The following is a 15,510-nucleotide window of genomic DNA, read 5'->3' as shown; positions in this document are numbered from 1 at the left end:
AAGAGGACGGTGGCCGCTTCAGCAGCACTTAGCGGGGCGTCCGCAACGACAGGCACACTGTCCCCTGCTGCATTGGTATAGCTTAAGACGCCCTGGGCCGGATCTGGCAAGGTGCTGATGCTGATGCTCTCAATGTCGCCATCGAGGTCGCTGGCAATCAGCGGTACAGCGATAGCGGTACCTTCTGGCGTGCTAATAGCGGCATCGGTTGCCACAGGCGCATCATTCACAGGCTCTACACTGTCATCTCCTTTTGCACTTGCCGCTGCAATTGTACCTACCAAACCTAATCCAGCTGCTGCAGGTATCCACCAAGGAATAACAGCAGCGGCTATATAATCTTCACCACCTAACGCTTGTCCCTCAACATCGCCAACTTCTAGCTGTGTTACATAGTCGTAAGTCTCGCCAGTATCAGGGATATAGTAATAGTATTCACCATTTTCAGCGATGCCGATCAAAGCAGCATCTGGATCATCATAAAAACTTTCTATAATAAGGTCACTGTCTTCTCCCTCTTTTTCAAAAGAGACATGTAGATCATTCTTTATGCGTTTAGTGATGATATGGTTAGGGGCACGACCAATAGCAGTATCATGGAATTCGTAGTTCACTTTATCCATAGCGGTAATAACGGTAGGCGCGCCATTATTAGTTACTACTGGCACTTGCTCAATAGTTTGAGTCGCACTGTTAGTTTTTACTATAATCGTATTCATGTTTTTATCCTTTGTTTTAATTTTATATTCAATATGCTTTCTACATTAGCTTATTAATAGGTGACTCCATTCACCAAGGAAAACACAATTATTGATTACGTTCTTCTATCACGGCTACGACTCGACGGTTGAGTTGTCGACCTTTGGCACTCTCGTTACTGGCTCTTGGTTGCAGCTCCCCATAACCAATAGCATTTACACGTTCTGCTGGAATATTAAATTTTTCAATCAATACTTTTTTCACTGCATTGACTCGGCGCTGTGACAAGTCCTGGTTATAGTCATCACTACCACGACTATCAGTGTGTCCCTCAATGGTGACAACTGTATTAGGGTACTGAGTCATGAACTCTGCTAACTCAACTATTTTTGAATAATAGTCTTGTCGCACTCTGGCTTTGTCTGTCTCAAATAATACTTCAAGATCAATGATGACTTTTTCAGTTAATACAGGTTTTTGTTCTACGATAACGCGGGTAGGTTGCTGGATAAATACTGGTGTATTGCAGTTATTGGGAATAACACGACTAATCTGGTGTGATTGATAACGTTTATTATTCAGTAATGGTAAAGCAACATCAGAACTAATCTGCTCTAAAGTGCTTTTCCCTCTTTCACTCATACTGACCTGAAAAAAGTAGGTTTGTGCTCCTGTTAGCTCATAATCTGTTTTATCTGCCAATAAGTCATTATTTTTAAAGCCTGTAGCATGCGCACTTAACTGATTAGTACCAGCACAAGATTCGACGACAGTGTAATTATTTGCATGCAAGCTAGTTTGAAACCTATTATTAATAGCAATATTGGCACTGGTCTGCTCAGTATGACCGTCATTTTTTCGCATAAATACTAAGCGAGCTTCGTCAGCTGCCACTTCTGTTTCTAATATAGTATTAATATCAGTATCGACTTGATTGTTCCATACCACCCCATCAATACGACGACTGTCACCATCATTATCAATACCAGAAATCATAGTGCAAGAAGACACACCAAACAAAGCTATCGGCAAAATAATAGCAACCATATTCTTTTTTAGTAATAACTTCATAGTCTTATCCCGACTTCTTGTTTGATGTGTCTGTTGATACTTTATTAGCAGTCAAACTCTCTACAAATTAAAAGTTTAATAATAGTATGTATGTTTATAAACTAAGAATTAATTTAGCGTTAATTATTAGTTTACTATATTTATAGTGAACTATTATGTCCATTTTGACTATTTATAACCTACTTTCGACCACTCATCAGGTTTTACTAGGCTAGCTATAGTGGAATCAAAAAACCAGTGGCTTGTGTTAGATACCTCAACTCACACTTATCTTTTAACAATGATTAATGATTACTACTAATAGCTCAAAAAACTATTAACTCATCTCGCGTCGATAGATTTACAGACGTTATAAGTTTATGTCGATACGCAGACAAAAAAATCACCCGCACTTTTCAAGTTAGGGTGATTTTTTTGTTTGAGATACTCTTTTATAAAGAAGCGAAGTTTATGCAAGTATGTGAAGTTTATTTTTTCCAGACAATGCTATTAAGATTAGTTTTTACCCTAAGGTTTTACTATTATAATTGCATCTTATTATAGTCTTACTGCTGTCATCAATCATCTCGACTTCAACTAATCAGTAATTGCTTGTTTAAAACTAGGGCGTGCCATAATTGTATTTTTCCAGCGCTCAAAATGTGCATACTGAGCAAAAGGATAGCCTGCTCTACCTAAAACAACCAGTTGCGGAATCCAAGCAATATCCGCCAATGAAAAGGCATCGCCAACTAGCCAATCATGATCTTTGAGACGCGCGTCCATTTTTGCAAACAGTCGTCAAGAACTGCGGTTGCCTTATCAACATCCTCTTGACTAAAACCATGTGTACTACGGTGCTCGTGAAACACTAACAGTGCTTTGTCGTAAGTTTGGTTTTTGCGGCACTCTATTAGTTGTTCTTCTAGTTATTCTTCGCTAAGACCCGTGGCACTCAATTTATAATTTGAGCATCTAGACAGCGTGGCATTACCTTATCAACCTACACCGATTACCATGCAGATGCTGTGGCACAAAAAATATCAAAAAGACCCTAAGCATCAGCAGTTTAGGAAACAGGTTGTCGCGTCTACTGATATTTTTAGAACGTACTAGGGTCCGTTGAGTATTCCTACATTACTGCTTACGTCCTCCTTTACAACCTCGTCGACAAGATTTTGACATCAACAGTCATTAAAAATGTCGTTATGATATGAAATTAGCCTTCAATTATCACAAAACCCTCAGGTATGAAGCTAATAATATTGTCATTAAGTTATTGAATTAATTAACAATATAAGAAGTCAAGTAGTATGAAATTATCTGATACTTACATAGCAATATTTCTGGGTTCTCTTAAATGTTTTTATAAAAATGAAGGTTGAATAATGAAGTAAAACCATCTAATAATAGGTCTATAAGTTCTAGACATTTATCTAGCAACTTATATCCATTACCATTAGGAAATAAATACAATGACGTATAAAAATGTAACTGTCGCTGGAAGCGGCATCCTAGGCTACCAAATTGCTTTTCAAGCCGCATTTCATGGTTTCAATGTCAGTGTCTATGACATCAATGATGAGGTTTTAGAAAAAGCAAAGTCAAAATTTCAATTGATGTGCAAGGCTTTTCGAAAGGATTTGAGAGCAACTCAAGAGCAGTTGGATAAGGCTTTTGATAATCTCAGCTACACCTCAGACTTAGCAGAAGCGGTCAAAGATGCTGACCTCATGATTGAAGCCATTCCCGAGATTCCTGAAATTAAAATCGAATTTTATGAAAAACTTGCCAAACTAGCGCCAGAGAAAACCATCTTTGCGACCAATACCTCCACCTTGCTTCCTAGTCAGTTTGCAGAATCAACAGGACGACCTGCGCAGTTTTTAGCGCTACACTTTGCCAATAAAATTTGGATGCATAATGTCGCCGAAATCATGGGACATCCTGGCACAGATCCTAAAGTATTTGATGAGGTTGTTGCTTTTGCTACTGCCATCGGTATGGTGGCAATGCCGCTGGATAAGGAGCAACCCGGCTATATCATGAACAGTTTGTTAGCGCCTTTTATAGATGCAGCTTTGCAATTGGTTGCAAAAGAGGTTGCCGATCCACATACGATAGATAAAACGTGGATGATAGTAACTGGCGCGCCGTCAGGTCCCTTTGCCATATTGGACACTATCGGTATCAACACTGCCTACAACATCACAAAGCTATCTGCTGAAAAAACTCAAAATCCTGTGAGGTTCAAGGCTGCTCAATATTTAAAAGAGCAATTAATCGATCAAAACAAACTAGGATTCGCGACTGGTGAAGGATTTTATACGTATCCAAACCCTGCCTTTATGCAACCTGATTTTTTAAAATAATAAATAGCTTTCAAACTGGCTCTAAAACACAAAAGGCCATTCAAGCTGTATATTGCATCGCTTGAATGGCCTTGTCAGTCGCGCATTTTATCTAACTAAATATCTTAATATTAGGATTTACTTTCGGCGATAACTATCCAAACCTATCTAAGTTATATTGTTAACTAAAAAGAAAAGTCATATCGCGTCAATGCAATTATTTCAATTGGCACTGCATACTTCCAAGGCATACCGCCCGTACAATAGAACTGGCCATCTTCAAAAGCCACAATGCGAGATGTGAAGTCATTACCTACCTGATCTTCTAAAGCGTTCTCATCACTCTCGTCACTTACAGCACACCATATATTTTGATGACCATCCTCAAGCATTGAACGAGTCAATTCGCTTCCAACAATTACCGTATCCATGTTGTTACTCCTATTCAATGACAATGATTAGTAAGCTAAACAAGTGGCTTCATAACAGCAATTACTTGAGCATCTTCGAACCTGTTTTATCTATCGTTGCAAAATATTGGTGGCTAGACAGATGAGCTTATAAATAGATAGTACAGATGTAATGTCAACTAGAACAAGAAGTTGCAGACAGATGGTAGATTTTCATGCATAGGCTGCAAAACTAATCTGCATGCAGAGCAGAGTATAACAGTCATTATATTAATAGTAAGTTATAGCCCCACATTATCTTGAGTAAGCGCCACTCTCTTTACTGAGACAGCATATTCCCATAGCTCACCTTTATCACAAACGAACTGGTGGTTATTGAAAGCTACAATAGGAACCAATAATTCGTAGTAACCATTATCTATGGTTGCTATAGCATAATCATCGCTGACGTTGCTGACAGCACACCATACATAGTTGCTAACATTTTCCAAGATGGCTTTGGTTAACTCACTACCTTGTAATTCAGCAATCATCTTTAGGCTCCAGTATCTATCAAGTTAATCTATTACTTTATAGATTAATTCGGTTTTTGCAATATATCTGTATAACTTATAAGTTCTCGAAATACGCCTGACTCCTCTCAAGCAGATTTTTTATAGTTAGAATTTATGCTCAAACTATTCAAAGATATTTTTAATCTTATGCTCGATATACTGTCTTTTCGGTATGATAAATCGGCTTTCATTTATGCTATAAAAGACTGCTTAATCGATGCTCGTTAACGCTTTACTAACATCTAAGAAATTGACAGCGGGGGGCAGCTTATACTACCCTTTATCACTCATTCACTTTATTAATCTTACTTCTTAAATAGTAAGATCGTTCCGGAGTAATCCCATGCAGTGGACCAAACCAGCTTTTCAAGACATTCGTATCGGTTTCGAAGTTACTATGTATTTCGAAGCACGCTAAAACTCATTAGCACTCAATCCATTAAAAGCCCTAGATGATTAGGGCTTTTATTTTTTTGGAAATATTGATTTATGTATATTCACGTTTTAGGCTCAGCTGCTGGTGGTGGTTTCCCGCAGTGGAACTGTAACTGCGATAATTGCCACGGTGTCCGTCAAGGCACGATTCAGGCAAAAACCCGCACCCAATCTTCGATAGCCATATCAGAAAATGGTGTGGATTGGATCTTATTCAACGCGTCACCTGATATCCGCCAACAATTATTTGAGTTCAAGGCAGCACAGCCAGCACGTCAATTGAGAGATACAGGCATCACCAATGTGGTCTTGATGGACAGTCAGCTTGACCATACGACGGGGCTATTGACCCTGCGTGAAGGTTGTCCAATGCCTGTTTGGTGTACTGACATGGTCTATCAAGATCTAACAACAGGATTTCCTCTCTTTAACATGTTGAAGCACTGGAATGGTGGTTTGCAATATAATCAAATTGATCCAGAAAAGACGTTTAAGATTGAAGGATTTGACAATTTAGAATTGACGCCTTTAGTGATTAGAAGCTCTGCACCGCCCTACTCTCCGCATCGCAATGACCCTCATGATGGCGACAATATTGCTCTGATTGTAAAAGACTTAAAAACACAGAAACAACTCTTTTATGCACCAGGTCTCGGTAAGATTGATGATCAAGTGATGCAGATTATGAAAAGCTCTGATTGCGTAATGATTGACGGTACGCTCTGGACTGACAATGAAATGCAAGAGTGCGGTGTCGGTACGAAGACCGGCCAAGACATGGGGCATTTACATATTAGTGGTAAAGATGGCTCATTGCATTATCTAGATCAGCTCGATGACGCTCGTAAGGTGCTGATCCATATCAATAACACCAACCCGATATTGAATGAACAGTCTGAACAAGCCGCGACATTAAAACAACATGGTGTTGAAGTAGCATTTGATGGTATGCAGATTGAGCTTTAAGACAAACGGTAAGGCAAAGATAGCAATCGTAAGGTGAGAACACAATGCAAGAAGAAGACACAGCGCTAAGCCCAGAAGCGTTTGAACAAGCGATTATGGCTAAGGGTCAGTATTATCATATTTACCATCCTTTTCATATCATGATGCATGAAGGCAAAGCGACACAGCAGCAAATCCAAGCGTGGGTCGCCAACCGTTTTTATTATCAGATCAACATCCCATTGAAAGACGCAGCTATTATGGCAAACTGTCCTGATCAGCGCGTACGTCAAGAATGGATTCAACGCATGATTGATCAAGATGGCGTCTATCCTGATGGCGGCGGTCGTGAAGCATGGTTGGGTCTGGCAGAAGCAGTTGGTTTGACTCGTGAGCAGGTGATTTCTGAAGAGCTGGTGCTACCGGGTGTGCGTTTTGCCGTCGATGCTTATGTGAATTTTGCGCGGCGCACCTCATGGCGAGAAGCCGCCAGTAGCTCACTGACTGAGCTGTTTGCCCCGCAAATTCACCAGTCGCGTTTAGAGTCTTGGCCCAAGCATTATCCTTGGATAAAGGAGCAAGGCTATACCTATTTCCGCTCACGCTTGAGTCAAGCGCGCCGCGATGTTGAGCATGGTCTGACTATCACACTCGACTCATTCAAAACAGCCGAGCAACAAGAGCGAATGCTAGAGATATTGCAGTTTAAGCTCGATATCTTATGGACGATCTTGGATGCCTTGAGCTTGGCTTATGTGCATAATCAAGCTCCTTACCAAAGCGTTACCACTGACAATGTCTGGCATAAAGGATTGTTCAAATGAGTATACCTGCTAATTTACCTGAGCTGGATCAATCCATCGTACCGGTATGGCGTCACGGCTATCGTTTTCAGTTTGAGCCAGCGCAAAACGCCTATGTCTTACTCTACCCTGAGGGTATGATTAAGCTCAATGACAGTGCCAGCATCATTGGGCAACATATAGATGGTCAAGCGTCTATTGCTGATATTATCCAAAAAGTACAGGCTATGTTTGGCGATGTGCCCGAAATCGAACAAGACATCATTGAATATATGCTGGTCGCCCAGCGTGAACATTGGATTGATTTAGTATGACTGCGCCAGTCGGACTACCGCTATGGCTGCTTGCTGAGCTGACCTATCGCTGCCCCTTACAATGCCCTTATTGCTCAAACCCTATTGACTATGCTCAGTATAAAGATGAGCTAACCACACAAGAATGGTTTGATGTCTTTGATCAGGCGCGGCAAATGGGTGCGGTGCAGCTTGGCTTTTCTGGCGGTGAACCACTGGTTCGTCAAGACCTAGAAGAGCTGGTCGCTTATGCGCACAATCAAGGTTTTTATACTAACTTAATCACGTCGGGTATGGGATTGACTGAAGCTCGGATTGCGCGTTTAAAAGAAGCAGGTCTTCAGCATATTCAAATTAGCTTTCAAGCCAGTGATCCAACGGTCAACAATGCCTTGGCAGGTTCAAAACATGCCTTTGAGCAAAAGTATGAGATGTCACGTCTGGTCAAACAGTATGATTACCCGATGGTACTTAACTTTGTCATTCATCGGCAAAACATCGATCAGATTGACCAGATTATTGACCTCTGCTTAGAGCTTGAAGCCGACACGGTCGAGCTGGCTATTTGTCAGTTTTATGGTTGGGCGTTTGAGAACATCGAGGGTTTGCTACCAACCAAAGCGCAAGTGGTCCGAGCTGAACGCATTACCAATGAATACCGCAAGCAGATTGAAGAGCGTGGTATCAAATGCAAACTTATTTTTGTGGTGCCTGATTATTATGAAGAACGTCCAAAGCCCTGTATGGATGGCTGGGGCAAGATTTTCTTAACAGTGGCACCAGACGGTACAGCCCTGCCTTGCCATGCTGCCAGACAGATGCCAATACAGTTTCCTAATGTACGACATACACCACTGTCGGATATTTGGTATGAATCTGCGAGCTTCAATCAGTTTCGCGGTGACGATTGGATGCCCGATATCTGCCAAAGCTGCCCAGATAAAGAGCGCGATTATGGCGGCTGCCGTTGCCAAGCGTTTATGCTAACTGGGGATGCCAAAAACGCCGATCCTGTCTGTGGCAAATCGCCTTATCACTACCTGATTGAGGAGGCACGTATCAATAGCGAGACGCCTGTACCTTTTGAAGAACTGCGCTTTCGCAATCCAAAAAATTCTAAGTCACTGAGCAATAAACAGCTGAATAAAGACAAACTGATTCCTACTCGTATGGTGACAGGTGAAATATGAATGCTAATACTAAGCCTGTGATATTTGATGGACATAACGATCTATTGACTCGCCTTTGGCTAAGTTCAGCTGCCGATCCGGTACATGATTTCATTTATGGTACGTTACCGGGACATTTAGACTTACAACGTTGCAAAGACGCGAATTGGATGGGTGGATTATTTTCTATTTTCCTGCCGCCCTACACTTATGTGAAAAACAACCATCCTGACAAATTAGCCAACCCTTCAAATTCAGATTTTACTCCGCAAGAAATCGTCGATATTTGCTGCGCGCAATTGAAACTCGCACAACAACTACAGGCAAGATCAAACGGTCAGATTCAGATTTGCACCTCCCTGGCGCAAATTCAAGCCTGTCAGCAGAATAAGCAACTGGGCATTGTATTGCATTTGGAAGGTGCTGAGTTTTTGGCCATACAGCCTGACCTACTGAATGTGTTTTATGAGGCAGGACTCAGAAGCATTGGCCCGCTATGGAATAGAAAGAGCCTCTTCGGTGATGGCTTAAATGCGTCTTTTCCGCATTCTCCAGATACAGGATCTGGTTTGACCGCTCAGGGCAAAGCGCTTGTTTTGGCCTGTCATGACAAGCATATGCTGATCGATGTGTCGCATATGAATGAACGCGCTTTCTGGGATACGCTAGAGATTGCCTACCAGCCGATTGTTGCGACACATTCAAACGCACATGCTCTCTGTCAACAAGCACGGAACTTGAACGATCAGCAGCTGGCTGCTATTAAACAAAGCGATGGTTTGGTTGGGGTGAATTTTGATGTGGCGTTTCTTCGTGCGGATGGGCAACGTAATACACAAACATCACTCGATGTGATTGTCGACCACCTTGATTATCTGATCGACCATCTAGGCGAAGATCATGTTGGGTTTGGTTCTGATTTCGATGGTTGCCTACTACCTGATGAGTTATCTGATATCAGTCAAATCTCCATGTTGATTGAGCGGATGCAACAACGTCACTTCTCAAATCAACTGATTGAAAAGGTGACGTCAAAAAACTGGTTTACGGTGCTTGATAAGGTATGGCAATAGTCATAATAATCAAGCAATTACTGTCTAGGGACTACTGTCTTGCTCGTCTGATCAAACAGGGTAACCATCAGTTTTCGTTTTACCTTAATACCTGCTCTACCCGTTCAATCAAGTATTCTTTGACCGCATTAAACAATGGATCGATTAAGCGCCGTTCTGGACAAATCAAATACAGTGGATAGTTGGCCACTTGCCAGCCGTCCAACTCTACCTCAACCAGTCTCCCTGCCTTTAAGTCACCGGCGATATCTAACTGAGACTTTAATGCGATGCCTTTACCAGCCACTGCCCAGCGGTGCACAACGTCACCGTCTTTACTTCTACGATTCCCATCCACTGCCACACGTTTAGTCTTGCCCTCTTTTTCAAAGGTCCACTCGCTCAAATACTTTTCATCATGACCCAAACGTAAGCAGTTATGCTGCGACAAATCTTCCGGCATTTTTGGGATACCAATATCCTTATCAATTTTGCTCAAATACTCCTTTGATGCACACAGTATAGGGCGATTATTCAATACAATAGGTAATGCGACCAGTGATGAATCTTTGGGTGCGCCGTAACGTAGTGCCAAATCAATCTGCTGACCGTACAAGTCCACATAGCTGTCTGACATATGTAGCTGCACCGTCACTTTTGGGTGAATGTCTATAAAATCGTCCAACCAAGGCAAAATTAGGTTTCGTCCCAAATCTGATGATGCCGACAGCCGAATTGTACCCGTCAGCTCAGCATCATTGTCATGCAGTCCTGCATAAGCATTGTCCAAAATAGCCACCGCATCTCGGCAATGCTTTAAGTATTGTTCACCCTTGCTAGTCAAACGCAGCCTACGAGTAGAGCGAACAAATAATACCGTCTCAATTTCCGCTTCTAATCGCTTGACCGCTGCACTCACAACTGCAGGCGACAGATCTAAGTGCCGAGCACAGGCAGATAGGCTGCCTAAGCGAGCGGTCTCAATAAAAATACGTAAATCCTGCAAATTTTTCATCGTCATGCCTTCGTTCAATTAGCGTCTAACTTAGCAACCACCATCGCTTGCTGCTGCTAGCCTCATCATTATATAAAAATTATTGAAACTGTTTCTCTAAACCTGCTGATTATCAAAATCATTAATTATAGTAGCATGCACCTACAAGGTTTATTCACACATTTGGAGAGACACGATGGATACTATAATACGGCCTACGAGCACACAGGATACTCAACACCATAGCGACCATGATGGAGATAATCAACAGAGCGCACTACAGCAAGCACGCAACTTACCACTACCTTCAAAATCAGACATGCTTAGACGTGCACCATCGGTAGAGCATTTCTGGAATCAAAACAGCCAGTTACTAGAGCAAGCATGGGCAGAGTGGGAAACCACTGAGCATGACTTGCCTGTACTTGATGACTCATTATTTGATCCAACTCTACGTGATGCAGTGACGCAAGCATGGCGCACTCCTTCTACGGAGATGGCTGTTAAAAATTTATGGCAAGAGATACTACCTGACGTATATCAGGGGCAACTCTTTGACCCAACACAACTGTCAACGCTGCGCCGTTATCTGCAAGCAATCGCAGACGCTAATATCCCAATACGTCCTCCTTATGGTATCGCATTGAACAGTAATGGCGCCATGCTAGATGCGCGCTCGCTAGGCTATTTGGCCACCCCTAATTTTCAGGCGTTTTATCATAAAGTCATGAATCAATATATGCGCCCTATCGCTCGGTTGTTATTTGCCAATGTTTATGGCTATGACACTCAGACCTTTGGGTTCTCAATTCAATACCAGCCGACAGGCGACACATCGCTACAACTTCATACTGATGCTTCAGCGGTGACTATGAATATTAACCTAAATCTGCCAGGCGAAGACTTTACTGGATCAGAAGTCGACTTTGTCGATCGCCATTTAGGGCAAACCAAACGTGCCATTTTTAAGCCTGGCATGGCGATTATTCATAGAGGCTCGGTGCCACACGCCGCACATCCAATCACCAGTGGCAAACGTACCAATATGGTGCTTTGGCTGTATGGCGATAATATGCAAGTACCACGAGGAGTTGGGCTTAATAGTCATATTGATGCCAATCAACGTTGGACTGCTACGCACAGTCAGCCTGATAATTTCGTACCGTTTTAACAGCGGTACGCTATCGTTAGGTCAGACACAGCATAAAAAGTTAAGACAAGCATAAACATCCAAATGATTGAGCACCTCTGCGAAAATTCGCACTTAAATGAATAATAGCCGTCAATTGATATGTTATAATGTTTCATTTTAATTATAAGAAGTCTATTGTATGGCGACACCTTTTCAACGGTTGCAAGCGATCGACGCACTTCGAGGGCTTGTGATGCTCATCATGATGGTGGATCATGTTCGAGAGACCTTTTACTTACACCATCAAGTTCCTGATCCAATGCTGATACCAGAAACGGATGAACCCCTGTTTTTCAGCCGGATGATTGCCCATTTATGTGCGCCTGTTTTTGTGTTACTGACGGGAATATCTGCTTATTTATACCAACACAAGCACAATAGTATTCAAATGACCCGCGAATTTTTAATCAAACGTGGGCTTTTTTTGGTGTTTTTGGAGCTGATTGTCATTAATTTTGCTTGGACAGCACAATTTCCACCTGACGTGGTGTATCTCCAAGTGATATGGGCGATTGGCTTCAGTATGATTGCGCTCTCGGCAGTTATTGGTCTGCCTAAAAAATGGCTGTGGCTACTCAGCTTGGTGATTATATTTGGTCATAACTTACTAGATACCGTCTCCTTTGCCGACATTCCTATCGTCCATCCACTGTGGCTGATACTTCATGAACGCGGCTGGATTGAGTTTGGTGAGGTGATTCGTTTTAGAACCTCTTATCCTGTACTGCCTTGGATTGGTGTTATCATACTGGGCTACTGCATCGGCACCTCTGTGTTCGGTCACTCTACGTCTGTTCAAAAGAGAAATCGTACGTTACTTACATTTGGCATGGTGAGTATCGCGTTATTTGTGGTACTGCGACTGGCCAATATATACGGCGATCAAGCATGGCTGATGATGCCCACTCTGAGTGAAACCTTCATGAGCTTTATGAATCTCACCAAATATCCACCATCGTTGCTCTTTATATTGTGGAATGTGGGTATAGGACTGGTTTTATTAGTGACGCTTCAAAAGATTGAAACCAAATCATGGATAAAGCCACTGGTAGTCATCGGTTCTGTGCCAATGTTTTTTTATATCGTACATCTCTATGTATTGAAACTGCTGTATGTATTTGCCGTTCAACAGTTCGGTATGACGCGTGGAGAGTATTTTGGAGTAAATGACGTCAGTACACTTTGGTTCATTGCGATTGCACTGAGCATTTTACTGTATCCCTTAATGCGTGCTTTTGCTAAATTCAAACATAGTAATAAGCACATTACTATCCTCAAATATTTATAGCCATAGTTCCCAACGATATAGCGACTATATAAAAAACCAACAATTCTATAAGCAGGCTTGGCCAGCCTATATGGGATATAGCGAAGTCTAGACATTATCAGATGGTCAATAAGCATCATTGTAACGTTGCTATTGACCGTTTGAGTTTCTGCTATAGATTTTCTGACGTTTTTTAATAAAATTTCTTATTGATCTATTGTATTGTTTTTAAAATAGTATAAATAAACATTCCGATCGGTCCATCCATTACTTGCTACCAATAAGGCGAACACTTTATTTCTTCAGCGAGAAAGTCAATAAATTTTCTTTGTAGTGGTGTCACCTGCTTTCGATTGGCATAAACCACATAAACACCCAAGGTTTTGGGTTTCCATTCAGGCAATAACTCAATAAGTTGTCCAGATGCAATCAAAGACTTGACTGCGCCAGATGGTTGTAAACTAATCCCATGTCCACGCAACGTGGCAGAGAGCAAGACTTCAGAGATATTGGCGCTGATATTGCCAGAGATAGGAACAGACTCTGGACCATTTGGCCCATCGAACACCCATGCAGACCGCCCAAAATACGCAAACGATAGACAGTTGTGATGTACAAGCGACTGTACATCTGTAGGTCTGCCACGCCTTTGTAAATACTCAGGTGCAGCGCATACGATAGAGTGGCACTCACCGATACGTCTGGCAACGACATTTGGCTCCAAGTCATTGGTGATACGAATCGCCAAGTCAATACGGGCATCAACTAAATTGACCGAATCATCAGTGGTAAGAATATCAATCGCTGTTTGCGGCCAGTGAGAAACAAAGCGACCAACCACATCCATCAAAAGGCTATCAATCAGCGAAAAGCTGGCCGTGATTCGCAGCTGACCTTTTAGCTCCAAAGTGTTTTTATTGCGTATCTGATCCAACGAGTCAGTCAATTCAAGCAACTGGTACGCCACCTCAAGGGTCTGCTCACCAGGTGCAGTGAGGCTCAGACTTCGAGTCGTGCGATGTAATAAGCGCATATCCATCCAGCTCTCAAGCTCTGTCAGATAGCGCGTTACCTTAGCTCTAGACATGTCTAAATTGTCCGCGGCACGGCTCAAGCTACCTTGTTCAACGATCGTGACAAACACCTGCAACGCGGTCAGCCTATCCATCTCTTCATCCTTATTTGCGCGAAAACTGAAACAGTAAATACCGAATTATAGCGTATTTAAACGAAATACAATCGAATAGAATAGCTACTAACAACGAATGCCGCCATTAACGCGGTCTATTTACTCAAATGAAAATACAGGTAGATTATGAAAAAATTAATGACAGCTTCTATGGCGGCCAGTGTGCTACTGCTTGCAACCCAAACAAACGCAGCCGATCTACAACTACAAGCATATAAACCTGATCAAAATGCTATTTTCCCAGTGGTTTCTGTGCTGGCAAGTGGCGAGAAAGATGCTATTTTGTTCGATGCACAGTTTAGTGTTAAAGATGGTGAAGCATTGGTTGATATGATCAAAAAAAGCAATAAAGACCTAAAAATGATTTATATCACGGCAGGCGATCCAGATTACTATTTTGGTCTTCAGCCTTTAGTCAAAGCCTTCCCTAATGTGAAGGTTATGTCTAGCCCTTCGATTATTGAACACATTGAGGCGACTAAAGATGCAAAATTAAAGCATTGGGGTCCAATCCTTGGCAAGCATGCGCCTACCAAGATCACAGTACCGCAAACACTTGATCAGTCTACACTGACCCTAGAAGGTCACAAAATTGAAATCAAGGAGATGGGAACCCATCAAGCATATATGTGGGTACCAGAGTCAAAAACCGTTTTCGGCGGTGTGTCGGTAACATCAGGTATGCATGTGTGGACTGCTGATACCCAAACTAAAGAAGCTCGTAGCGAGTGGATGCAATCATTGGAACAAATGAAGCAATTAGAGCCAAACCTTGTGATACCAGGTCACTATTCGGGCAACCTACTCAAAAAAGACTATGCTGTTGATTTCACTCTCAGTTATCTAAAAACCTTTGAGCAAGCACTGGATGAGGCAAAAAAGCAAGACTCTAAACAGTCAGAAAAAGTGATTTCTACTATGGAAGCAGCTTATCCCGCGTTATCTGGGGATACTAATTTACAAATAGGCAGTAAAGTAAATACAGGTGAAATGAAGTGGTAAATACGGACTATTAGATAGAAATATCATTATTTGATAAGTCTGTTAGCAAAATACAGGTGTCAAAGTGCTGGCGTATGAATGCTTGGTCAATCAGCATACGCCAGT

Annotated in this window: 17 protein-coding genes; 10 read left to right on the top strand and 7 right to left on the bottom strand. The window is 42.0% G+C overall.

What is annotated here, in order from left to right:
- The 3 genes from ACQKC9_RS12990 to ACQKC9_RS12980 form a co-directional block, all read right to left on the bottom strand.
- Nucleotides 1-719, bottom strand: a 719-nt coding sequence (locus ACQKC9_RS12990) for an Ig-like domain-containing protein (RefSeq protein ID WP_427622206.1), incomplete at its 3' end; no start/stop codon positions are given.
- A gap of 88 nt (nt 720-807) precedes the next feature.
- Nucleotides 808-1,770 carry an OmpA family protein gene (locus ACQKC9_RS12985; protein ID WP_427622204.1) on the bottom strand — a complete coding sequence of 321 codons (963 nt, stop codon included), beginning with the start codon at nt 1,768-1,770 and terminating at the stop codon, nt 808-810.
- 576 nt (nt 1,771-2,346) lie between these two features.
- The gene (locus ACQKC9_RS12980) at nt 2,347-2,547 is read right to left on the bottom strand and encodes a glutathione S-transferase family protein (protein ID WP_347162403.1); all 201 of its coding nucleotides are present in this window, start codon (nt 2,545-2,547) and stop codon (nt 2,347-2,349) included.
- Nucleotides 2,548-3,224: 677 nt separating this feature from the next.
- Between ACQKC9_RS12980 and ACQKC9_RS12975 the strand changes: the two genes are divergently transcribed.
- On the top strand, nt 3,225-4,121 hold the full coding sequence (locus tag ACQKC9_RS12975; RefSeq protein WP_290176895.1) for a 3-hydroxyacyl-CoA dehydrogenase: 897 nt from the start codon (nt 3,225-3,227) through the stop codon (nt 4,119-4,121).
- Nucleotides 4,122-4,285: 164 nt separating this feature from the next.
- On the opposite strand, the gene ACQKC9_RS12970 is transcribed toward ACQKC9_RS12975, so the two are convergent.
- On the bottom strand, nt 4,286-4,531 hold the full coding sequence (locus ACQKC9_RS12970) for a hypothetical protein (protein ID WP_427622202.1): 246 nt from the start codon (nt 4,529-4,531) through the stop codon (nt 4,286-4,288).
- 260 nt (nt 4,532-4,791) lie between these two features.
- Complete coding sequence (locus tag ACQKC9_RS12965) at nt 4,792-5,043, bottom strand: hypothetical protein (protein WP_427622200.1); 252 nt, start codon at nt 5,041-5,043, stop codon at nt 4,792-4,794.
- A gap of 364 nt (nt 5,044-5,407) precedes the next feature.
- Between ACQKC9_RS12965 and pqqA the strand changes: the two genes are divergently transcribed.
- From pqqA to ACQKC9_RS12935, 6 genes are all read left to right on the top strand, one after another.
- On the top strand, nt 5,408-5,482 hold the full coding sequence (gene pqqA / locus ACQKC9_RS12960) for a pyrroloquinoline quinone precursor peptide PqqA (protein WP_082894360.1): 75 nt from the start codon (nt 5,408-5,410) through the stop codon (nt 5,480-5,482).
- 71 nt (nt 5,483-5,553) lie between these two features.
- On the top strand, nt 5,554-6,465 hold the full coding sequence (gene pqqB / locus ACQKC9_RS12955) for a pyrroloquinoline quinone biosynthesis protein PqqB (RefSeq protein WP_427622198.1): 912 nt from the start codon (nt 5,554-5,556) through the stop codon (nt 6,463-6,465).
- A gap of 44 nt (nt 6,466-6,509) precedes the next feature.
- Nucleotides 6,510-7,268, top strand: a complete 759-nt coding sequence (pqqC, locus tag ACQKC9_RS12950) for a pyrroloquinoline-quinone synthase PqqC (protein ID WP_427622196.1) — start codon at nt 6,510-6,512, stop codon at nt 7,266-7,268.
- Entirely contained in the window at nt 7,265-7,561 is a 297-nt protein-coding gene (pqqD, locus tag ACQKC9_RS12945) for a pyrroloquinoline quinone biosynthesis peptide chaperone PqqD (RefSeq protein WP_427622194.1), read from the top strand. Before pqqC ends, pqqD begins: the two co-directional genes overlap by 4 nt.
- Nucleotides 7,558-8,730 carry a pyrroloquinoline quinone biosynthesis protein PqqE gene (gene pqqE / locus ACQKC9_RS12940; RefSeq protein ID WP_427622192.1) on the top strand — a complete coding sequence of 391 codons (1,173 nt, stop codon included), beginning with the start codon at nt 7,558-7,560 and terminating at the stop codon, nt 8,728-8,730. Before pqqD ends, pqqE begins: the two co-directional genes overlap by 4 nt.
- Nucleotides 8,727-9,782 (top strand): dipeptidase, encoded by a 1,056-nt coding sequence (locus tag ACQKC9_RS12935; RefSeq protein WP_427622190.1) that lies wholly within the window; start codon nt 8,727-8,729, stop codon nt 9,780-9,782. Before pqqE ends, ACQKC9_RS12935 begins: the two co-directional genes overlap by 4 nt.
- Before the next feature lie 79 nt (nt 9,783-9,861).
- Here the strand turns inward: ACQKC9_RS12935 and ACQKC9_RS12930 are convergent, their stop codons facing one another.
- Nucleotides 9,862-10,776, bottom strand: a complete 915-nt coding sequence (locus ACQKC9_RS12930; RefSeq protein ID WP_427622189.1) for a LysR family transcriptional regulator — start codon at nt 10,774-10,776, stop codon at nt 9,862-9,864.
- Nucleotides 10,777-10,951: 175 nt separating this feature from the next.
- Here ACQKC9_RS12930 and ACQKC9_RS12925 point away from each other — a divergent pair, with 175 nt between their 5' ends.
- Together ACQKC9_RS12925 and ACQKC9_RS12920 are read left to right on the top strand one after the other, a co-directional pair.
- Entirely contained in the window at nt 10,952-11,926 is a 975-nt protein-coding gene (locus tag ACQKC9_RS12925) for a hypothetical protein (protein ID WP_427622187.1), read from the top strand.
- Between the two features lie 160 nt (nt 11,927-12,086).
- Entirely contained in the window at nt 12,087-13,235 is a 1,149-nt protein-coding gene (locus ACQKC9_RS12920) for a DUF1624 domain-containing protein (RefSeq protein ID WP_427622185.1), read from the top strand.
- Between the two features lie 253 nt (nt 13,236-13,488).
- Here the strand turns inward: ACQKC9_RS12920 and ACQKC9_RS12915 are convergent, their stop codons facing one another.
- The gene (locus ACQKC9_RS12915; RefSeq protein ID WP_427622184.1) at nt 13,489-14,382 is read right to left on the bottom strand and encodes a LysR family transcriptional regulator; all 894 of its coding nucleotides are present in this window, start codon (nt 14,380-14,382) and stop codon (nt 13,489-13,491) included.
- Nucleotides 14,383-14,529: 147 nt separating this feature from the next.
- Between ACQKC9_RS12915 and ACQKC9_RS12910 the strand changes: the two genes are divergently transcribed.
- Nucleotides 14,530-15,405, top strand: coding sequence for an MBL fold metallo-hydrolase (locus ACQKC9_RS12910; RefSeq protein WP_290177275.1), 876 nt, complete (start codon nt 14,530-14,532; stop codon nt 15,403-15,405).
- The last annotated feature ends 105 nt before the right edge of the window (nt 15,406-15,510 follow it).

This window comes from Psychrobacter sp. NPDC078409 (assembly GCF_050268505.1).
Taxonomy (GTDB): domain Bacteria; phylum Pseudomonadota; class Gammaproteobacteria; order Pseudomonadales; family Moraxellaceae; genus Psychrobacter.
The sequence above is the reverse complement of the archived record's forward strand: the minus strand, read 5'-3'. Positions and strand labels throughout refer to the sequence as shown.